This is a genomic window from Methylobacterium sp. 37f, from assembly GCF_023093475.1.
In the GTDB taxonomy this organism is placed as follows: domain Bacteria; phylum Pseudomonadota; class Alphaproteobacteria; order Rhizobiales; family Beijerinckiaceae; genus Methylobacterium.
In genome coordinates this window covers 66,715-87,424 of record NZ_JAGHKN010000001.1, presented here as the reverse complement: position 1 = coordinate 87,424, position 20,710 = coordinate 66,715, and the positions used below count along the sequence as shown (strand labels likewise).

Here is a 20,710-nt window from a genome sequence, read left to right as displayed (position 1 = left end):
GACGATGGCGCATCACCGAAGCTGGGCCGCACGCGCCGCCGGGTCTCTCGTCGCATCCATGACGATTGCCGGGACTGCCTCGGCCCAGGCGATTCGCACCCCGAACATCACGCGGGCCGACACGGCGGTGTCGGTGCCGTTCAACGGTGCGACCTACGTCAATCAGGGTCTCCAGGGCGTCGGACGCCTGTCCGCCGACACCCGCGATTTCCTGGGGGACTCCCTGGGCTCGTTCTCGTCCCTGGCGGTGGACCTGAGCACTTGGCGGCGCACCGGCGGTCGCTATGAAGGGACGCTCTACACGTTGCCCGATCGCGGCTACAACAACCCGGACGGCGGCGTGTTCTCCGACTATATCGGACGCCTCAACCGCTTCACGCTGACCTTCACCCCGGACCCGGGCGCGAACCTGCCGCAATCCACGGCTTCGCAAAGCCAGCTCACCTTGACCCAGACCGGCGGCATCGTCCTGACCGATGCGCGCGGTCAGCGCTTCAGCGGGCTCGATCCGGGGACCGGCACCACCACGCAGGTGGGCGCAGTGCTGCCCTCGGCCCCCACCGGTCCGAGCGCCGGCCGCATCAGCCTCGATGCCGAGGGCCTCGTGCGGAAGCTCGACGGTTCGTTCTACATCAGCGACGAGTATGGCCCGAATATCTACTACTTCACGGCCGCAGGGCAGCTGCTGGGGGTGCTCGGCATCCCGACGGCCCTCCAGCCGCGCACCGATGGACGCCTGAACTTCAATTCGACCAGTCCGCCGACCGATTCCGGACGCCGCAACAACCAGGGGCTCGAGGCGATCGCGCTGACGCCGGACGGGCGCGGCCTCGTTACGATCCTGCAGAGCGCGACGGTGCAGGATTCGGGCGCCGGCCAGCAGCAGCGCAACAACACCCGCATCCTCTACTACGACGTTTCGGGTACGCCGACGCCCACCGCCCCGACGCGCGAATATGTTCTCCAGTTGCCGACCTACCAGCAGAACGGCAACGGGAACGCCCCCAACCGGACGGCGGCCCAGAGCGAGATGCTGGCGCTCAACGAGACGCAGTTCCTGGTCCTGTCTCGCGATTCCAGCGGCCTCGGCACCGGCACCACCACGCCGATCGTCTACAAGAGCGTTCTCCTGGTCGACACGGCCCAGGCGACCAACATCGCCGGCGTGCCTTATGACGGCGTCACGCCGATCGCGCCGGGCGGCATCCTGCGCGCCGCCATCACGCCGGTGCAGACCACGGAAGTGGTCAACATGCTCAATCCGGTGCAGCTCGGCCGCTACGGGATGAACGTCAATACCAATCCCGCTTCGCAGACGACGCTGCCGGAGAAGCTGGAGGCGATGGGTCTCGTGCCCGTCCTGAGCGAAAAAGCCCCGAACGACTACTTCCTTCTCGTCGGCAACGACAACGACTTCCTCACCCGCCGGGGCGTGATCAACGGGCAGAGCTACGATGCCGGTCTGAACAACGACAACCTCCTGCTCGCCTATCGCCTCACGCTGCCGACCTACGTCGATCCGTATTCCCTCGCGATCATGAAGCAGAGCGCGCCGGTCGTTCTTCAGAGCCTCGGCGCCGGTATCCTCGGCTTCGCAGCGTCCGCGACCCGCAGCGTGCAGGACCACCTCTCGGCGCTGCGCCGTGCGAACGGTTCGGCCGGTCCCTGGGGCCAGGCCGGGGGCGCCTGGATCGGCGGCGATTTCGTCTTCGCCGACCAGCCGCGCAGCGGAGGCGTCGAGGTGGACCGTACGGTGGCGCAGGGCAGCGCCGGGATCGACCTGCCCCTCGCCGGCCCGTGGCGCGCCGGTATCGCCATCGGTGGCGGAGGCGGATCGGTGAGCCGCAACGCGGGGTTCCGGCAGGATCAGAACGCCTTCACGGCCTCGGCCTATGCGGGTTACTACGGCCCGGGTTTCTACGCGCAGGGAATCGTCGGCGGTGCGCCGATGGTCAGCTTCGATCGGATCCGCCGCCCCGCCGCCTACGGCCTGACCGGCACCGGCAAGACCTCGGGAAGCGCTTTCGCTGTCGACGGTGAAGTCGGAGTCCCCGTCGCTTTCGCGGATGTCCGCCTGACCCCGTTCGCCGGAATCACCCATCTTTCGGGCCGGGTCGAAGGCTTCACCGAAACCGGTGCAGCCGGCAACAACCTCGCTTATCGCGATCTCGACGTGGCCCAGACCTCCGCGCGCTTCGGCATCGAACTCGCATTCTATGGCTGGGGTGACCTCATCCCCTCGATCCGCGCCGCCTACAATCTCGCCACCGGACCAGGGAGCACCAGCGCCGACGTTCGGCTTGCCAGCGTCGAGAACGCCATGGCCGGCGCATCGCTGCAGGTGCCGTTCCTGCGTCGTGACCTCGTGACTATGGGTGGCGGGCTCCAAGGCAGTCTGACGGAGCAACTCGGCTGGCGCGTGGATTATCAGGCCGCCATCGGAACCCGCGGCGGCCTGGGACACGGCCTCACCGGGGGCTTGCGCTACCAATGGTGAGGAAGGGTCTCCTGCAAGTACGGGCAGGGGCTGCGTAGCCGGCAAGGTGGGACCTCACCGGTTGGAGGGGGCGGCGCATCCCCCGCGCCTGCGCCGCTCTCCTTCCTCGCAAACCCGGGGGCGGTGTCCACCCCCGGTACCAACGACGCGCGTCCAGCCGTGTGTCGACGGGATCGGGATGACGGCCGACACATATCGGAAGCGGCCCCGGACCCGTATTGGAAGGAGTCGGTCCCCTGGTCGAGAGCGAGGCGAGACCGCCTGGCCGGGAGGCCTCGCCTTCGAGGTCCTGTATCCCCCGATCGAGCCCGTCGCAGAGCGGTTGACGCGGCGCGTCCCGTCCGGGAAGGCTGCGCCGGCGATGATGCAGGAGACACGCTTGAGCGACGCCATCACCCTCTACCACGCGCCGCAGACGCGCTCGTCCGGCGTGCGTATCCTCCTGGAGGAACTCGGGGCCCCGCATCGTCTCGAGGTCATCGACCTGCGATCGGGGCAGGGACGGGATGCCGCCTACCTCCGCATCAATCCCCTCGGGAAAGTCCCGGCTTTGCGCCACGGCGAGGCGCTGATTACCGAGCAGGCGGCGATCTACCTCTACCTCGCCGACCTGTTTCCGGAGCGCGGCTTGGCTCCCCCGATCGGCGACCCGCTGCGCGGGCCGTACCTGCGCTGGATGGTGTTTCACGGATCGAGCTTTGAGCCGGCGGTGGTCGACCGGGCGCTCCAGCGTGAGGCCGGCCCCCGGGCGATGTCGCCCTACGGGGATTTCGATGCCGTCCTGAAGGCGGTTGTGGACGCCCTGTCGTCGGGACCGTGGCTTCTCGGCGAGCGGCACTCGGCGGCCGACGTTCTCTGGGGAGCCACCCTGGGATGGACGACGCGCTTCAAGCTCGTACCGGAGGAGCCCGCGATCATGGCCTACCTGGCCCGCGTCGCAGCCCGTCCGGCCGTTCTCAAGATGATGGCGGAGGACGCCGCTCTCTCGGCCAAGATGGAGGCGGCGCGGGCCTGACCGCGCGACCGCCCTCGGCGGAACGACCGATCAGCGAAACGCTCAGCCGCGCGGCAGGGGCGTTCCGGTGCTGGTGATCGCCAGGTCGGACGCCGGTGCGGCGGGGCCGAAGGCGGCGATGAGGTGGACGCCGATCACCGGGCCGAACACCAGGGTCATCATCACGGCCATGATCAGCGCGACATTGGCATCGCCCGGCGCGGCGCGCCGTGGCTTGGAACGGCGCGCCTTGACGCGCACCAGTTTCGATCCGTCGATGCGGCGGAAGCTCAGGGTTCGCACCGGGGCGACGGCACCACGCAGACGCGGAAGGGCATTCGAGAAGGTCATCGGCTCACCTCATTCGACCGGGCCATCGCAGGCCGGTCGCGGGCGAGCCCGATCAAGCGATCAGGCGCGGGTCACGCGGAGGGCCGTCGGCAGCGCGGTCCATCGACTACTGTCGCTGGGCATTAGGGTCGGGAGTTCCTGTGGAGCCGCATGGGCGAGCGGGATGTGCTGCACGTGCGAACGACGCCGAAATGATGCGGCGGGAGGCGTTAGTCAAGGCTTAACGCGCCGGCGCGCGATCGGCTCCGTAGGCTTTTGCGGGTCGCCGGAGCTCAGGCGTCGAGCAGGCCGGCGAAGTGCCGGATCAAGCGCCGGCCGACCTCGTCCTTGTCGAGGGTCGGCCAGGTTTCGACCGTGCCGTCGCGCCCGACGAGATGCACGGTGTTGGCGGTGCCGCCCATGACGCCACCGGCCGGCGAGACGTCGTTGGCGACGATGAAGTCGCAGCCCTTGCGGGCGATCTTGGCGCGGGCGTTGTCGAGGACCGTGTCGGTCTCGGCCGCGAACCCGACCACGAGGCGCGGGCGCCCGGCCGTCCGCCCGGCGATGGTGGCGAGGATGTCCGGGTTCTCGACCAGGGCGAGGGGGGCCGGCGCGGTCCCGTCCTTCTTGATCTTCGACGAGCGGGTCTCGGCCGGGCGCCAGTCGCCGACGGCAGCGGCGAAGATGGCGAGATCGGCCGGCAGGGCGGCCTCGACCGCCGCCAGCATCTCGCGGGCGGTCTCCACCGGGACCACCCGCACACCGGCCGGAGCCGGGATCAGGACCGGTCCGGAAACCAGGGTCACTTCGGCCCCGGCGGCGGCGGCGGCGGCCGCGATGGCGTGGCCCTGCCGTCCGGAGGATCGATTGGCGAGGTAGCGCACCGGGTCGATCGGCTCATGGGTCGGCCCGGAGGTTACGAGAACGCGCTTTCCGGCGAGCGGTCCGGCGGGTGGTGCGCCCGGCGCGGATCGTCCGGCGAGGAAGCCGAAGCCTGCGGACGGCCGAGTCTCGGACGGCTGCGTTTCCGCCTCGGAGCCATCGGCCAGGAGCGCTTCCACCGCGTCGGCGATCTCGGACGGTTCGGCGAGGCGCCCCGGGCCGAACTCCGCCTCCGCCATGGCGCCGTCGTTGGGGCCGATGACGCGGACGCCGTCGCCCTTGAGGGTCGCGAGGTTTCGCTGGGTCGCGGGGTGCTGCCACATCCGCACGTTCATGGCCGGTGCGATCAGGATCGGCAGCGTGGTGGCGAGGAGCACGGTGGCGGCCAGATCCGAGGATTCGCCGGTGGCCATCCGGGCCATCAGGCTGGCGGTGGCGGGCGCCACCACGATGGCGTCCGCATCCCGCGCCAGCTTGATGTGGCCGATATCCGCTTCCTCGGCCCGGTCGAACAGGTCGGTATGGGCGCGCTCGCCGGCCAGGGCCGCCGCCGCCAGGGGCGTCACGAATTCCTGTGCCCCCTTGGTCAGCAGGGGTCGGACCTGCGCTCCGCGCTCACGCAGGCGCCGGATCAGGTCCAGCGCCTTGTAGGCGGCGATGCCGCCCCCGATCACGAGGAGGATGCGGCGGTTCTGGAGCGGGCGGGTCATGGTCTCGACCGATGTGACGGAAGGCGAACAAGGTCAATCGCGAACGCGGATAACCGGCCGGTGAGGTCTGTCAGGTCACGTCCTCCCTGGCGGCGTGCCGAACCGTCAACACGTTGATCTGCTGTGCCGCCGCGTCGACGCCGTAGAAGATCAGGTAGGGGTGCCGCGGGACTGCGAAGCGCCGGACCCCCTGCCTGCGGATCTGTCCGACGTATGGATAGGCGGCGATCAGCCTGAAGGCTTCCTGCAGGGCTGCTTCCACCTTCCGCGCGCCGGCAGGATGGCGGTCCTGCACGTAGGCAGCGATTGCGTAGATATCGGCTGCCGCCCGAAGGGTGAGGCGCAGCCTCACCGCACAGCGCGAGCGAAGGCTGCCGCCACGGTGGCCTCGACGGATGCATCGGCAAACGCCCCACGTTCGGCCTGCGCGAGGCCCTCCAACACGGCTTCGCGGTGCTTCGGCTCGATGTCCTGTACATCGGCCACGTCGGCCATGCCGAGGAGAGCGCGGGCGATGTCGTCCTGTGCCGCGGCTGGCATCTGCCCGAGGAGCAGGAAGGCCTTTGCCAGCAATTCCGTCATGTTCGTGCGTCCGTACGGCTGCAAGATCGGCCATGATCGCACATCCCCGCGCATCCGCCAGACCGCACGGTCTAGGGGCTGCTACCGGAAGGCCATCACCAGCGCACCGACGGCGATGCCCCAGAGGGCCAGCGTCGACCAGATCGCGCGCCGGCGCTCGGCCCGCGCGAAGGCGTCGAGGCTTTTGCCGTCGCCCGAGCCGGCCTCGTCGAGGCGCACCAGGATGCGGCGCAGGCGCTGGGCGAGGTCGGGGAGGTCCGAGACCACGTCGGTGATGGTGAGGGCGGCGCGGCCCAGACTCTCGACCCGTCCCACCGGCCCGAGGTTGCGGGCGATCCAGGAGCGCACCACCGGCTCGGCGCCGGTCCACATGTCGAGTTGCGGATCGAGGGAGCGGGCGACGCCCTCGACCACCACCATGGTCTTCTGCAGCATCACCAGCTCGGTGCGGGTGCTCATGTCGAACAGGGCGGTGATGTCGAACAGCAGGGTCAGCACCTTGGCCATCGAGATCTCGTCGGCCTTGCGCTGGTGGATCGGCTCGCCGATCGCCCGGATGGCCTGGGCGAAATCCTCCACCGAGTGGTGCGCCGGCACGTAGCCGGCCTCGAAATGCACCTGGGCCACGCGCTTGTAGTCGCGCAGGATGAAGCCGAGCAGGATCTCGGCCAGGAACCGGCGCTCCATGTGCCCGAGGCGGCCCATGATGCCGAAATCCACCGCCACCAGGGTACCGGTCGGATCGACGAACAGGTTCCCGGGATGCATGTCGGCGTGGAAGAAGCCGTCCCGGATGGCATGGCGCAGGAACGACTGGATCACCGCCCGGCCGAGGGCCTTCGGATCGTGTCCGGCGGCCACGATGGCGGCGCGATCATTGAGGCGGATCCCCTCGATCCACTCGCTCGCCAGGACATCGCGGCCGGTCAGTTCCCAGTCGGGCTTGGGCACGCGGAAATCGGCATCGTCGCGGGTGTTCTGCGCGAGTTCGGACATCGCGGCCGCTTCGAGCCTGAAATCCATCTCCATCATCACGGAGCGCGCCAGGATCTCGACCACCTCGCGCGGTCGCAGGCGCTCGGCCTTGGGCGACAGCACGTGCACCACGCGCGCCATGAAGCGCATGACCTGGAGGTCGCGCTGGAAGCGCTCGCGCACGCCGGGGCGCATGATCTTGATCGCCAGGACGCGCACGGCCCCCTCGTCGTCGAGGATATGGGCCTTGTGGACCTGGGCGATCGAGGCCGCCGCGATGGGCGGGCTGAACGACACGAAGAGCTGTCCCACCGGCCGCCCGAGGGTGGCCTCGACCACCCGGATGGCGACGTCCTGCTGGAAGGGCGGAACCCGGTCCTGAAGCGTTTCCAGGTCGCGCGCCGCCTCCATGCCGACGATGTCGGGGCGGGTGGCGAGGAACTGGCCGAACTTGACGTAGCTCGGACCCAGGCGGGTCAGGGCGCGCTGCAGGGGGCCGGCACCGCTTCCGAGGCCCGGACGCTCCAACATCCGCCCGAGGCGCAGAGCGAAGCGGAGATGCGGCGGCAGCTCGGCGGAATCGACCAGCGCCAGGGCGCCCTCGCGGGCGAGCACGAAGCCGACCTGCGCGCCCCGGGCCAGATGAACGACGGCGCCGAGCATCAGGACGCCCGGCCCGTCGTGAGAGCGACCCTCACGAGACCTTCCAGCCCGAATGGATCGCCACGATGCCGCCGGTCAGCGGCCGGTGGCTGACATGGCGGAAACCCGCCGCCTCGATCATCCCGGCGAAGCGGCCGGGGGAGGGGAACTTGCGGATCGATTCCACGAGGTAGCGGTAGGAATCGGCGTCCCCCGCCACCTGCGCCCCGAGGCGCGGAATCACGTGGAACGAGTAGGCGTCGTAGATCCGATCGAGCACCGGCAGGTCGACCTTGGAAAATTCCAGGCAGAGGAAACGGCCGCCCGGCTTCAGAACCCGGTGCGCCTCCGCCAGGGCCTTGTCGATGCGCGGCACGTTCCGGATGCCGAACGCGATGGTGTAGGCGTCGAACTGCTCGGGCGGCAGCGGCAGCGCCTCGGCATTGGCGCTCACGAAATCGATCCGCCCCGTGAAGCGGTCGCCCGCCCGCTCGGCGCCGACCCGAAGCATCGCCTCGTTGATGTCGAGGACGGTGGTGTGGGTGGCGGGACCACCCGCCTCCAGGGCCCGGAACGCGATATCGGCGGTACCGCCGGCGACATCGAGGTGGCGGAAGGGCCGGTTGCGCGGGGGCCGCAGCATCGAGATCAGGTGCGACTTCCAGGCGCGGTGGAGTCCGCCCGACATCAGGTCGTTCATGAGGTCGTAGCGCTTGGCGACCGAGCGGAACACGTCGTCGACGCGCCCCTGCTTCTCGTCGAGCGCCACGTTCTCGAAGCCGAAATGCGTGCTCGCCGCCTCTTCGGACTGCGCCACCGACCGTTTGACCGAACTCATGGACCACCCTCTCGCGGACGCTCATAGCGAAACGTGGCCGAAATCGCCATCTGCCTTGCGGACGGTTTCACCATTGGCGAAGCCGCACAGGACCCGGCGGTCCCGCCGCACCTGACCCACGCCAACGCCGCACCGAGATCCCGATCCCGCCCATGCCCGAACTTCCGGAAGTCGAAACCGTCCGCCTCGGCCTCGCGCCGGCTCTGGTGGGGACCCGCTTCGCCCGGGTGGTCCTGCGGCGGCCGAATCTGCGCTTCCCGTTCCCCGCGCGCTTCGCGGAGCGCCTGGAGGGGCACAGGGTCACGGATCTGGCGCGACGGGCGAAGTACCTGGTGGCCACTCTCGATTCCGGCGAATCGCTCATCATGCACCTGGGTATGACCGGCCGCTTCGACGTGGCGTTACCCGACGGGCACAACCTGTCGCCGGGGGACTTCTACCTCGAGGGCGCGCAGGGCAACGCCAAGCACGACCACGTGGTGATGGCGATGTCGAACGGCGCGACCGTGACCTATAACGACGCCCGGCGCTTCGGCTTCATGGACCTCGTCCCGACCGAGACGCTTTCGGCCAGCCGTCACTTCGCCGGGATGGGCCTCGAGCCCCTCAGTGCGGCGCTGACGCCGGAAGCCGTGGCGCGCCTGTTCCGAGGCAAGATCACACCGCTAAAGGCCGCACTCCTCGACCAGCGCCTGATCGCGGGCCTGGGCAACATCTATGTCTGCGAGGCTTTGCATCGGGCGGGACTCCATCCCGAGACGCGGGCAGGAGCCCTGGCCAAGCCGGATGGCACGCCCACGCCGAAGGCGCGCCGGCTCGCCCGGGTGATCGGCGAGGTGCTGACGGAGGCGGTGGCGGCCGGCGGCTCGACCTTGCGGGACTACGCCCATCCCGATGGCGGCAGCGGCGCTTTCCAGCATGCCTTCCGCGTCTACGATCGTGTCGGCCATTCCTGTAGCGGCAAAGGCTGTACTGGTACGATCGAGAGGATCATTCAATCCGGACGGTCGACATTCTTCTGCGCGACCTGTCAGCCCCGATCCGCGAAATAACAGCGCAGGATTCCGCCGCTTCTCGTCGCTGATGACAACGAGGGATGTCGGACGTTAAACCTCATTTGATATTTCGCTGCGACCATCATCTCCGGCGAACGGAATTCCGGTTCTTCGGAAGACTGGGTGCCCAACCATAAGCTTACAGGTTTTGGCCCCATACAATCAGGTTAGGAACAGCGCGGGGAGGGCGCTGTGTCTGCCTGATCCGTGTCGCCGACCCCTCGGAATCCAGGGCGCGCATGTACCCCATCGCCAGCAACGAAGCGGACCGCCTGAAGGCGCTGCGAGACCTCGAGATCCTGGATGCCGAAGCGGAACCGCATTTCGACGCCATATGTCGCACGGCGACGGCCCTGTTCGGCATGCCGATCTCCTACGTCTCGCTGATCGCGGAGGATCGTCAGCACTTCATGGCCCGGTGCGGTCTCGACCTCGACGGCACGGCCCGCGAGGGAGCATTCTGCAACTACGCCATCCTGTCCGATGCGGTGTTCGTGGTCGAGGACGCCGAGGAGGATTCCCGCTTCTCCCGCAGTCCCCTGGTCGTCGGGCCACCCCATGTCCGCTTCTATGCCGGCGCTCCGCTGATTGCATCGGCGGGGCACCGGGTCGGCATCCTCTGCGTCCTCGATACCAAACCGCGCCGGTTTTCCGCCGACGATCGCGCCCGGTTGCAGGATCTCGCCTCGGTGGTCAGCGCTCAGTTGAGCCTGCATCGGGCGAAGGCCAAGCTGCGCGAGCGCGAGGCGCATTACCGGCTGCTGGCCGAGAACAGCTCCGACATGGTGATCTGGGCCACCCTCGACACCGTTCGCCGCTACGTGTCGCCCGCGTCCCGAACTCTGCTGGGCTACGAGGCCGACGACCTCATCGGCACCCGTCCGATGGATCATGTCCATCCCGCCGATGCCGAAGCCTATGGCCGGCTTCTGAACGACCTCTGCGAGGCCCGCGTGACGCAGGCGGTCTCGACCCAGCGCTACCGACGCAAGGATGGCAGCTGGATCTGGGTCGAGGTGAATTTCAACCTCACCTACGAGGCGGACGGTGAACGCCCCAACGGCTACGTGGCGGCGGCGCGCGACATCACGGCCCGCAAGGAAGCGGAGTTCCGGATCGCCCACATGGCGCGCCACGACGCACTCACCGACCTCGCCAACCGGACGCTGTTCCGCGAACGGCTGGTCCAGGAGCTGAGCATGAGCCAGCGCCGCTCCGCCAGCTTCGCCGTGCTGTGCCTCGATCTCGATCGCTTCAAGTCGGTGAACGACACTCTCGGGCACCAGGCGGGCGACGCTCTCCTGCGCGCGGTCGCGACCCGGTTGCGCGGCCTCGTGCGGGCCGAGGACACCGTCGCCCGGATCGGCGGCGACGAGTTCATGATCATCCAGACCGGCCCCGTGGTCGGCAGCAGCATCCGCAATCTGGCCCAGCGCCTGATCGAGGTCGTCGCCCAGCCGATCGATCTCGACGGGACCCGCGTATCGGTCGGCGTCAGTGTCGGCATCGCCATGGCGCCTCAGGACGGCGCCGACCCCGACGTGCTGTGCCGCCATGCGGATATCGCGCTGTTCCGCGCCAAGGATGCGGGGCGCAACACCTTCCGGCTCTACGAAGCCGGAATGGATTTCGGGTCCGGATCGGACACTGACTTCCGCCGGGTCGGTGACGCCCCGGCGGCGTGAGACGATCCGAGCGGCGTCACCAGCCCCGGACGTCCTCGCCGGTCGGGCGCCGGCCCTGGGGTGTCAGGCCGTTGATCACCTGCGGCAGAACCTGGGAAAGTTGCGACAGCAGATCGTCGCGGTTGAGACCGGTTCGCTGCTGAAGGGTATCCACGGTGTCCGGACCGAGCGCGTCCGCGAGCCGGTTGGGCTCGACCGGGCGGTTGCTGCCATGCCCGATCCACGACTCCATGACGTCGCCGAGGCCGCCGCGCTGGAAGCGATCGATCAGACCGTCGAGGCCCGACTGGCCGTCCTGTGGCTCGTGGTCCAGGCGGGCGTAGGGGCCTGCACCGGCGCTGCGATCACCCAATCCGACGCCACGGTCTCCGGGGCCATCCAGCATCCCGGACAGATCGCTGAAATCGCCCCCGCGGCTCGGCGGCTGCGCATCCTCATAACCACCACGCCCGTATCCCGCGCCGCGTCCGCGATCCTGCCCTCCATCCTGGCCGCGATCCTGGCCGAACCCACCGATATCACCCTCGTCGTGGCCACGGGGATCACGCGCCTCGCCGCGCTGGCCGCCGCCGAGCAGATCGCCGAGTCCCCCGGCCCCCTTCGACATCAGGAGCATCAGCAGCGCCTGCACGATCGGCGACATGGCGCCGCCCAGCATTCCTCCGGACGCACCACCGGATGGGCCACCGCCGAAGCCGCCACCGTGTCCGCCACCGCGCTCCGGCTCACGTCCCTGACCACCGCCGAGCACTTGGCCGAGTACACCACCGATGACTTGATCGAGCAGGCCCATGAGCGTTCTCCCCTATCCCGTGAATTGTGATCCGGGTCGCGCCCCCGGAAGCGGCCGCTGGTTCGCCTAGTCGCGTCGGCTGCCGCCGGTGCCGGCGCGATCCTTGGCGGGCAGATGATCAAGAGGATTGGTCCGTGCGCCCGGTTTGGCGCCAGCCGCGGTGATCACCGTGCCGGAGGAAATCGCGCTCGGCGGCGCGACCTGCCCGGTCGGCCGCGTGGCCGGAGCGGTTCCGTCGTTCGACGGCACGGTGGCGGGTGTCGGCTGGTCGTTGGGATTGGCCACCGTCTGGGCCGCCGCGGGCCGCAGGCTGGCCGGGGTGATGAGCATCCCGACGGCACCCGACACGGCCAGACCGGCCAGGAACAGCGAGGTCACACCGGAACCGGCGCGGGGCCGAAAGGGCGGACGTGGGCACTTGATCGTCGTCACGGGCGGTCTCCGGGGCGATGGTCTGAAGGTCTCAAACCAAGCCCCGGCGTCCCGAAGGGTTCCGGCCCCAGGGGCCACCATCGGCCAAGTCGACCGACAATCGCTCCGACGTTCAGCCGCGCTTGCGCCCGCCGCCGCCCTTGTATTTGGGCTTCTGTCCGCCGAGTCCCTGCGTCGACCGTGCCTTCGGGCGCTCCTGCCATTGCGGCGGCGCCGATCCGACCGGTAGTTCGCGGTCGGTGCCCGGCCCCATATTGTCGAGCGTCGGCTTCGCGATCCGGCTCTGCTTGGCCCCGAAGCGCCCGGCCTCGCGCTCCACGTCGCCCTGTCGCGCCATGGGATCGTCCGAGACCAGGAGTTCCGTGGCCTGGAGACGCTTGAGTTCGTCGCGCAGGCGCGCGGCCTCCTCGAAGTCGAGGTCGGCGGCCGCGGTCCGCATCCGTTTCTCGAGGTCGGCCATGACCGCCTTGAGGTTGTGACCGATGGTGACGGCGTTCTTGGCGAGCCCCGTATCCACCTGGACATGGTCGCGCTCGTAGACGCTGTCGAGAATGTCGGCGATTCCGCGCTTCACGCTCTGCGGCGTGATGCCGTGCTCCTCGTTGTAGGCGAGCTGCTTGGTGCGGCGGCGCTCGGTCTCGGCCATCGCCCGCTCCATCGAGCCGGTGATGTTGTCCGCATAGAGGATGCAGCGTGCATCGGCGTTGCGGGCGGCGCGCCCGATGGTCTGCACCAGCGAGGTCTCCGAGCGCAGGAAGCCCTCCTTATCGGCATCCAGGATGGCCACCAGGGCGCATTCGGGGATGTCCAGGCCTTCTCGAAGGAGGTTGATGCCGATGAGGACGTCGAAGGCGCCCAGCCGCAGGTCGCGGATGATCTCGATGCGCTCCAGGGTGTCGATGTCCGAGTGCATGTAGCGGACGCGCACGCTGTTCTCGTGCAGGTACTCGGTCAGATCCTCGGCCATGCGCTTGGTCAGCGTCGTCACCAGCGTGCGGTAGCCGGCCTGCGCCACTTCGCGCACCTCGCCGAGCAGGTCGTCGACCTGGGAGCGGGCGGGGCGGATCTCGATCACCGGGTCGACGAGGCCGGTCGGGCGGATGACCTGCTCGGCGAAGACGCCGCCGGTCTGCTCCATCTCCCACTTGGCGGGCGTGGCCGAGACGTGGATCGATTGCGGCCGCATCGCGTCCCATTCCTCGAACCGCAGCGGGCGGTTGTCGAGGCAGGAGGGCAGGCGGAAGCCGTACTCGGCCAGAGTCGCCTTGCGGCGGAAGTCGCCCTTGTACATGCCGCCGATCTGCGGAACCGTCACGTGGCTCTCGTCGGTGAAGACTAGGGCGTTGTCGGGCAGGTACTCGAACAGAGTCGGCGGCGGCTCGCCGGGCTTTCGTCCGGTCAGGTAGCGCGAATAGTTCTCGATCCCGTTGCAGGCTCCGGTGGCCTCGATCATCTCGATGTCGAAGGTGCAGCGCTGCTCGATGCGCTGGGCCTCGATCAGGCGGCCCATCTTGGTCAGTTCGTCGACGCGCAGCTTGAGTTCGGTCTTGATGCCCTTGATCGCCTGCTGAAGGGTCGGGCGCGGCGTGACGTAGTGCGAATTGGCGTAGACCTTCACGAACTTCAGGTCGTTGATCTTCTTGCCGGTGAGCGGATCGAACTCGGTGATCGACTCGATCTCGTCGCCGAACAGCCCGATGCGCCAGCCGCGATCCTCCAAGTGGGCGGGCCAGAGTTCGATCACGTCGCCGCGCACCCGGAAGGTGCCGCGGGCGAAGTCGGACTGGATGCGCTTGTACTGGAGCGCCACCAGGTCGGCGATGAGCTGGCGCTGCTCGATCTTCTCCTCCAGCGACACCGTGAACGACATCGCCGTATAGGTCTCGACGGAGCCGATGCCGTAGATGCACGAGACCGAGGCGACGATGATGACGTCGTCGCGCTCGAGCAGGGCGCGCGTCGCGGAATGGCGCATCCGGTCGATCTGCTCGTTGATCGACGATTCCTTCTCGATGAAGGTGTCCGACCGCGGCACGTAGGCCTCGGGCTGGTAATAGTCGTAATACGAGACGAAGTACTCCACCGCGTTGTCGGGGAAGAAGCTCTTGAACTCGCCGTAGAGCTGCGCCGCCAGGGTCTTGTTCGGTGCCAGGATCAGGGCCGGGCGCTGCGTCGCCTCGATGATCTTCGCCATGGTGAAGGTCTTGCCGGAGCCGGTGACGCCCAGGAGCACCTGGTCGCGTTCCGCCTTCTTCACGCCGTCCACCAACTCGGCGATGGCGCGGGGCTGGTCGCCCGCCGGCTCGAACTCGGACTTGAGCGTGAAGGCCAAGCCGCCCTCGGATTTCTTCGGCCGGTCCGGCCGGTGCGGCACCCAGGTCTGGCCGTCGCGGAACAGCGGATTGCCCTCGGTGAGGAGGCGCGAAAGCGCATCCACCGTGGCCGAGACCCCGTCGGTGGCGAGGGAGCTGTCCCCATCATCCGCCAGACCTTCCGGCACCGGCCCGTCCTCGGGTGCGCGCAGGCCGAGGGCCTGGGCGAGGCGCGGGTCGACATCGGCCGCATCGCCCTGGGCGAACGTCGCCTGTGCGGCCTCGCCGAAGCCCATGCCGGTGGTCTTGTCAGGGGCGGGCGACTTGTCGGAACCGGCTGCCTTGTCCGAACCAAGTGCCTTGTCCGAACCGGCTGCCTTGCCGGCTGCCGCGTTGGCCTGCCCCTTGCGCGCGGCCGGCTTCTTGGGCTGGCCGGGACGGGGCGGGGCCGGCGGTTCGATGGCCGGAAGACGGTTGCGGTTCAGTGCCGGGCTGAGCAGGGCCGCCAGATGCTCGTCGAGGGGCTGCAACTCGGGCTTCGACGCCTTCGAAGTGGCCCTTTGGGAATGGGACGTTCTGGCGCCCGCACGCTGGGCACTCGGGACCGGGTCGGACGCGTCGCGGGGCTTCTTCGAGATCGGCATCCCCTGAGTATGGTTCTTGCCCCCCCGTTGGGAAAGAGCCGCGCCCGGATGATCTGATCGCCCCTGCGGCTTGGCCCGCCGCAGCGGCCGATCCGGGGCGATTTGGCGCGCCTCCCCGGTGTCGCGTTGCCTCTGCGGGGATGCGGTGGCGTGAAAGCAGACGAGCGGATGCAGGGGTGGATCGCGGCCCGCAGGCGCAGCCAATTCCTCGACTCTCGGCCGGGGCGCGATAGATCTCGACGGAAACAGGATTTCAGCCCGAACGCCTGTCGACCGCTCCAGCGCCAGAAATCCCCGAATCGAACAGCGGACACCCCATGGACCCCGACGCCCCGGCGAAACCCGAACTCGATGCGGACACCCTGGCCTTCGCCGGCCGGGTCTTCCAGTACGCCCGCATGGGTCATGCGGACGAGTTGGCCGAGCTGTTCGGCCAGGGCCTCCCGGCGAACCTATGCAACGACAAGGGTGACAGTCTGCTGATGCTCGCCGCCTATAACGGGCAGGCCGAGACCGCGCGGGTGATCCTGGAGAACGGCGGCGACCCCGAACTCGCCAATGTGCGCGGACAGACGCCGCTCGCCGGCGCGGCCTTCAAGGGCGACCTCGACATCGCCGGGCTTCTCCTCGCTCACGGGGCGCAGGTGGATGGCACGGGCGGCGGCACGCGCACCGCCCTGATGACGGCCGCGATGTTCAACCGGACCGAGATGGTCGCGCTCCTGCTGCAGCACGGCGCCGACCCGGACCTGCGCGACGGCGCCGGGCTCACCGCCGCCGAGATGGCCCAGTCGATGGGGGCCGCCGACACGCCGCTGCAACTGGCCAAGGCTCGGCGCCCCGGCACCGCCTGAAAGGCTGGCGAGCGCAACGTCGCTCCAGGGAGGAAACCCCGATGAGACTCGCACGCCTGAGACCCGCACGCCTGAGACTCGCACGCCTGAGACTCGCACGTCCGGCCGTCATGGCCGTCCTCCTCGCAGCGGCAACGCCCTGGCCGGCGGTGGCGGCCGACGATTGGCCGATGTTCGGCCGCGACCACACCAACCAGCACTTCTCGCCGCTGACCGGGATCGACCGCGGCAACGTGACGTCGCTGCGTCCGGCCTGGATCTTCCAAACCGGCATCACCGGGTATTTCCAGGCGGAACCGGTGGTGGTCGGGACGACGCTCTACGTCTCCACCACGCAGAATCACGTGGCCGCCCTCGATGCCCGCGACGGCCGGGTGCTGTGGACCTACACCCACAAGGCCCGCACCGAGAAGATCTTCGGCCCGCCCTCGAACCGGGGCGTGGCAGTCTCGGACGGCAAGGTCTTCGAGGCCACGATGGACGGGCGGGTGATCGCTCTCGATGCCGCAACCGGCAAGGTCCTGTGGGACCACGAGGCGGTGCGCCCGGAGGAGGGTGAATCCGAGACCGCCTCGGCCCTGGCCGAGGGGCTGGGAGCCGGCACCGTGCAGGGGTCTAGCCGCCTCGGCTTCAAGATGCCGCCGCTGGTGGCCGACGGCCTCGTCATCGTGGGGGTGGCGGGGGCCGGCTACGGCCTGCACGTGGAAGACGCCAAGGGCGGCCTCGACGGCGGCGCGGTGGTGGGCATCGAGGGCGGCTACGGCCGCCGCGGCTGGCTCGCCGCCTACGACGCCGCCACCGGAGCCGAGCGCTGGCGCTGGTACGTCACCAAGGCGGACGGCTGGGAGGGGGATTTCTCCGCGACGACGCCGGACGGCGTCGCGCTTCATCGCGACATCGCGGCCGAGAAGGCGGCCGCCCCGATGCACCGGGAGGCCTGGCGGGTCGGTGGCGGCTCCCTCTGGATGACGCCGGCCTACGACCGGGACCTCGGGCTGATCTATGTCGGCACCGGCAACCCGGCGCCGCAGAATTTCGGTCTCTCGCGCCCGGGCGACAACCTCTATACCATGAGCCTCGTCGCCCTCGACGTCCGCACCGGGCAGCTGCGTTGGTACTACCAGCAGGTCCCGCACGACGAGTGGGGCTACGACGTGGCGAGCCCGCCCTTCCTGCTCGACCAGCCGACCCCACAAGGGCCGGTCAAGGCCGTGGCGCAGGGCTCGAAGACCGGCTGGCTCTACGTCCACGACCGCTCAACCGGCAAGCTCCTGACGAAGTCCGCGCCGCTGATCGCGCAGAAGAACCTCTACGCCCCGCCGACCGAGGCCGGCACGGTGGTGAGCCCCGGCCCCCTCGGGGCGATCTCCTGGCACCCGGTCGCCTACGATCCGCGCGCCGGCACCGCCTTCGCGCAGGTCCGGCACGGGGCCACGACCTACGTGGTGAAGACCGTGCCGGCGGCCGGCGACCGCCCGGCGATCCGCTACACCGAGACGACCGAGGCCAAGGGCGAGCCCAGCTTCAGCACCCTGACGGCGGTGGACCTCGCCAAGGGCGGCGCGATCAAGTGGAGCGTGAAGGGCGGCAGCCGCCTCTCCGGCGGCACGCTCGCCACCGCCTCCGGCCTCGTCTTCTCCGGCGAGGAGGACGGCCATCTCGATGCCCACGATGCCGGGACCGGCGCCGTCCTGTGGCGCTTCCAGTGCGGCGCGGGGATCGGCGGCCCGCCGATCACCTATGCGATCGAAGGCCGACAATACGTCGCGGTGGCAGCCGGGGGCGCCTCCTTCACCAAGGGCTCGGGCTTCGGCACCGGCGACGCGCTGGTGGTGTTCGCGCTGCCGGACGGAGCGCCTGTTCGCCCGTGATCGGATGTGACATGACGGCGCGGGCGGCGCGCGGCTTGCGTGGGCCGCCCCTCGCAACCAGAGACTGCACCATGACGACCGACGCCGCCGAACCGCACCAGCCCGAGAATCGCGGGCCGCCGGTGGTCCGCACCATCGCCATGCCGGCCGATACCAATCCGGCCGGCGACATCTTCGGCGGCTGGCTGATGGGGCAGATGGACCTGGCCGCCGGCAACATCGCGGCGCGGCGCTCGCGCGGGCGCTGCGCAACCATTTCGGTCGAGGCCATGACGTTCCACCGCCCCGTGATCGTCGGCGACGAAGTCAGCATCTACGCCTGGATCGTGCAGGTCGGCCGCACCTCGATGCGCATCCAGGTCGAGGTCTGGCGGCGCGAACGCGAGGGCGAAACGACCATGAAGGTGACGGAGGGGCTGTTCACCTTCGTGGCGATCGGCGCGGACCGCCGCCCCCGGGTGATCCCGACCGAGTCCGCATCGGTCCCGGCGTGAATCGGTTCGGCCGATCGCGGCGCGCAATGCTCGGCGGTGCGCTCGCGTCGGGCGGTGCCCTCATCCTCGGCGAACGCTGCGCCTCGGCCGCCGCCCCGTCCTGGTCGGCCGACAGCCTCAACGCGGCGGCCGCCCGCACGGGCCTCGCCTACGGCGCGGCGGTGAACGGCGTGACCCTGCGCCAGGACCCCGCCTACGGGCGGGCGCTGGCGCGCGAGGCCGGCATTCTCGTGTCCGAAAATGCGATGAAGCTCACCTATGCGTGGCGGACGCCGGAGAACCTGGATCTCAGCTATGCGGACGAGGTCGCGGCCTTCGCACGCGCCAACCGGCAACGCCTGCGCGGCCATACCCTGGTCTGGCACGAGGGCCTGCCCGCCTGGGTCGAGGCCCGGCTCCGGGCCGGCGAGGGCGAGGCCTTCCTGCGCCGCTGGATCGACGCCATGGCGGGGCGCTATCGCGGCGGGATCGAGGCCTGGGACGTCGTCAACGAGATCTGCGGGCCGCAGGACGGACGCGCCGACGGGCTGCGGCGCACGCCCTGGCTCGATGCGCTCGGCCCCGGCTACGTCGATCTCGCCTTCCACCTCCAGCACGCCGTCGCGCCCGACGCGGCGGGGGTCTGGAACGAAAACGACCTCGAACTCGATGCCGACTGGATCGATCAGCGCCGCGCCATGGTGCTGCGGACACTCGAGGGGATGCGCCGGCGCGGTGTGCCGATCCGCCGCCTCGGCCTGCAGGGTCACCTTTACGCCAAGCATCCGCTGAACCAGGACAAGCTCCGGCGCTTCCTGGCCGAGGTCGCGGGCCTCGGGCTCGCCATCGAGGTGACGGAGTTCGACATCAACGACCGGACCTACCCGGCCGATCTCCCGGCCCGCGACCGGGCCGTATCCGACCTCGCCCGCCGCTTCCTCGACGTGGTGCTGGATGAGGCGGCGGTCCTCAACGTGCTGACCTGGGACATCACCAACCGCAACACCTGGCTGAACACCAACCCGGAGCGCCGGCGCGCGGACGGCCTGATGCAGCGCGCCCTGCCGCTCGATGAGGCATTCGCGCGGACGCCGCTCTGGTCGGCGATGCACCGGGCCTTCTCGAACGCGCCGGACCACCGCAAGGCCCGCGACGCCCTGCGCGGTGCGTGACGCTCAGCGGGCGATCATCCGGGCCTGCTGCGGCCGGTCGCCCGCGTGCTGGCGCAGGAAGGCCGCCATCTCGGCAAGCTCCGGGGCCTTGGAGCGGAAGGTCACCGACAAGGCTAGCAGGGTGTCGGCGTGGTCGAGCCCGGCATAGATGCGCTCCTGCACCGGCACCCGGGCGTCGCGAAGGCGGGCAGCGAGGTTGCGGGTGTTGGACGGCCGCACGGTGGTGTCGCCGTCGCCGCTGGCGAGGAAGGCGGGCGGGGACCGCGGACCCGCGAAGGTGATGGGTTGGGTCGCCGCCTTGTCGGGGGCCTCACCGAACAACTCTGTGGCGGTGCCGGCATCCAGCGGCAGGAAATCGTAGGGACCGGACAGGCCCGCGACGGCGCGGATCACGCGCGGATCGACGCCGGCCCGGCGCAGGTAGCTGGGATTCACCCCGAGCATCACCGCGTTGTAGGCCCCGGCGGAATGTCCCGCGAGGACGATCCGGCGCGGATCCCCACCATAGGCGGCGATGTTCTGCTCGACCCAGGCCACGGCCTGTGCGCCATCGTCGAGGAAATCGGGGAAGCGGACCTCCGGATAGAGACGATAATCCGGCAGCACCGTCACGAACCCCTGGGCGGCCAGCGCCTGCCCGACGAAGGCATAATCTTCCTTCGAGCCATTCTTCCAGGAGCCGCCGTAGAAGAACACCAGCACCGGCGCGCCGGCCGCGCCCGCCACCGGCGTGAACACGTCGAGGCGCTGGCGCGGATGCGTCCCGAACGCCGCGTTCTTCAGGCTGAGACGGCCGCCCTGGTCTCGGGGTCCGATCGCGTCGAAGAAGGCGAGGGGCGAGCAGGCCGTGATCCCGATCGCGACGAGGGCGAGAGCGGCAAGGCTGGCAAGGACGGCAAGGACCCGGGTCATGCATCTCTCTGTTGGCGCGCGTGCCCCCTGTGACAGGGCTGGCGCGGCGGATTC

At 69.5% G+C, this 20,710-nt stretch carries 18 protein-coding genes; 8 read left to right on the top strand and 10 right to left on the bottom strand.

All coding sequences use genetic code 11. The annotated features are described in order from the left end of the window. Positions 1 to 4 precede the first annotated feature (4 nt). Both J7U37_RS00400 and J7U37_RS00395 read left to right on the top strand, forming a co-directional pair. Positions 5 to 2,497: an esterase-like activity of phytase family protein gene (locus tag J7U37_RS00400; RefSeq protein ID WP_247634474.1), complete on the top strand. Its 2,493-nt coding sequence runs from the start codon at positions 5 to 7 to the stop codon at positions 2,495 to 2,497. 364 nt (positions 2,498 to 2,861) lie between these two features. Then, entirely contained in the window at positions 2,862 to 3,512 is a 651-nt protein-coding gene (locus J7U37_RS00395) for a glutathione S-transferase family protein (protein WP_247634598.1), read from the top strand. A gap of 42 nt (positions 3,513 to 3,554) precedes the next feature. Here the strand turns inward: J7U37_RS00395 and J7U37_RS00390 are convergent, their stop codons facing one another. The 6 genes from J7U37_RS00390 to ubiE form a co-directional block, all read right to left on the bottom strand. Then, positions 3,555 to 3,842, bottom strand: a complete 288-nt coding sequence (locus tag J7U37_RS00390; RefSeq protein WP_247634473.1) for a hypothetical protein — start codon at positions 3,840 to 3,842, stop codon at positions 3,555 to 3,557. 272 nt (positions 3,843 to 4,114) lie between these two features. Further along, entirely contained in the window at positions 4,115 to 5,416 is a 1,302-nt protein-coding gene (locus J7U37_RS00385; protein ID WP_247634472.1) for a phosphopantothenoylcysteine decarboxylase, read from the bottom strand. A 70-nt stretch (positions 5,417 to 5,486) separates the two neighbouring features. Then, the gene (locus tag J7U37_RS00380; RefSeq protein WP_247634471.1) at positions 5,487 to 5,768 is read right to left on the bottom strand and encodes a type II toxin-antitoxin system RelE/ParE family toxin; all 282 of its coding nucleotides are present in this window, start codon (positions 5,766 to 5,768) and stop codon (positions 5,487 to 5,489) included. After that, a complete protein-coding gene (locus J7U37_RS00375) occupies positions 5,765 to 5,998 on the bottom strand; it encodes a hypothetical protein (RefSeq protein ID WP_247634470.1) in 234 nt (77 codons plus the stop codon). The genes J7U37_RS00380 and J7U37_RS00375 overlap by 4 nt, the downstream gene beginning before the upstream one ends. 81 nt (positions 5,999 to 6,079) lie before the next feature. Beyond that, positions 6,080 to 7,636: a 2-polyprenylphenol 6-hydroxylase gene (gene ubiB, locus J7U37_RS00370; protein WP_247634469.1), complete on the bottom strand. Its 1,557-nt coding sequence runs from the start codon at positions 7,634 to 7,636 to the stop codon at positions 6,080 to 6,082. 31 nt (positions 7,637 to 7,667) lie between these two features. Beyond that, complete coding sequence (gene ubiE, locus J7U37_RS00365; protein WP_247634468.1) at positions 7,668 to 8,453, bottom strand: bifunctional demethylmenaquinone methyltransferase/2-methoxy-6-polyprenyl-1,4-benzoquinol methylase UbiE; 786 nt, start codon at positions 8,451 to 8,453, stop codon at positions 7,668 to 7,670. 152 nt (positions 8,454 to 8,605) lie between these two features. Here ubiE and mutM point away from each other — a divergent pair, with 152 nt between their 5' ends. After that, positions 8,606 to 9,505, top strand: coding sequence for a bifunctional DNA-formamidopyrimidine glycosylase/DNA-(apurinic or apyrimidinic site) lyase (gene mutM / locus J7U37_RS00360; protein WP_247634467.1), 900 nt, complete (start codon positions 8,606 to 8,608; stop codon positions 9,503 to 9,505). A 242-nt stretch (positions 9,506 to 9,747) separates the two neighbouring features. Next, positions 9,748 to 11,193, top strand: coding sequence for a sensor domain-containing diguanylate cyclase (locus J7U37_RS00355; RefSeq protein WP_247634466.1), 1,446 nt, complete (start codon positions 9,748 to 9,750; stop codon positions 11,191 to 11,193). A 16-nt stretch (positions 11,194 to 11,209) separates the two neighbouring features. On the opposite strand, the gene J7U37_RS00350 is transcribed toward J7U37_RS00355, so the two are convergent. From J7U37_RS00350 to uvrB, 3 genes are all read right to left on the bottom strand, one after another. Further along, entirely contained in the window at positions 11,210 to 11,986 is a 777-nt protein-coding gene (locus J7U37_RS00350; RefSeq protein WP_247634465.1) for a YidB family protein, read from the bottom strand. Positions 11,987 to 12,052: 66 nt separating this feature from the next. Next, complete coding sequence (locus J7U37_RS00345; RefSeq protein WP_244476864.1) at positions 12,053 to 12,418, bottom strand: hypothetical protein; 366 nt, start codon at positions 12,416 to 12,418, stop codon at positions 12,053 to 12,055. A 112-nt stretch (positions 12,419 to 12,530) separates the two neighbouring features. Beyond that, positions 12,531 to 15,374: an excinuclease ABC subunit UvrB gene (uvrB, locus tag J7U37_RS00340; RefSeq protein WP_056481741.1), complete on the bottom strand. Its 2,844-nt coding sequence runs from the start codon at positions 15,372 to 15,374 to the stop codon at positions 12,531 to 12,533. Between the two features lie 317 nt (positions 15,375 to 15,691). On the opposite strand from uvrB, the gene J7U37_RS00335 reads away from it, so the two are divergent. The 4 genes from J7U37_RS00335 to J7U37_RS00320 all read left to right on the top strand — a co-directional run bounded on the left by J7U37_RS00335 (position 15,692) and on the right by J7U37_RS00320 (position 19,744). Continuing rightward, positions 15,692 to 16,228, top strand: a complete 537-nt coding sequence (locus J7U37_RS00335) for an ankyrin repeat domain-containing protein (RefSeq protein ID WP_056190220.1) — start codon at positions 15,692 to 15,694, stop codon at positions 16,226 to 16,228. A gap of 110 nt (positions 16,229 to 16,338) precedes the next feature. After that, positions 16,339 to 18,099 carry a PQQ-binding-like beta-propeller repeat protein gene (locus tag J7U37_RS00330; RefSeq protein ID WP_247634597.1) on the top strand — a complete coding sequence of 587 codons (1,761 nt, stop codon included), beginning with the start codon at positions 16,339 to 16,341 and terminating at the stop codon, positions 18,097 to 18,099. A 71-nt stretch (positions 18,100 to 18,170) separates the two neighbouring features. Then, positions 18,171 to 18,593, top strand: a complete 423-nt coding sequence (locus tag J7U37_RS00325) for an acyl-CoA thioesterase (protein ID WP_056190217.1) — start codon at positions 18,171 to 18,173, stop codon at positions 18,591 to 18,593. Between the two features lie 26 nt (positions 18,594 to 18,619). Then, positions 18,620 to 19,744, top strand: coding sequence for an endo-1,4-beta-xylanase (locus tag J7U37_RS00320; protein ID WP_247634464.1), 1,125 nt, complete (start codon positions 18,620 to 18,622; stop codon positions 19,742 to 19,744). A 3-nt stretch (positions 19,745 to 19,747) separates the two neighbouring features. Here the strand turns inward: J7U37_RS00320 and J7U37_RS00315 are convergent, their stop codons facing one another. Further along, complete coding sequence (locus J7U37_RS00315) at positions 19,748 to 20,656, bottom strand: alpha/beta hydrolase (protein ID WP_056190212.1); 909 nt, start codon at positions 20,654 to 20,656, stop codon at positions 19,748 to 19,750. Between the last annotated feature and the right edge of the window lie 54 nt (positions 20,657 to 20,710).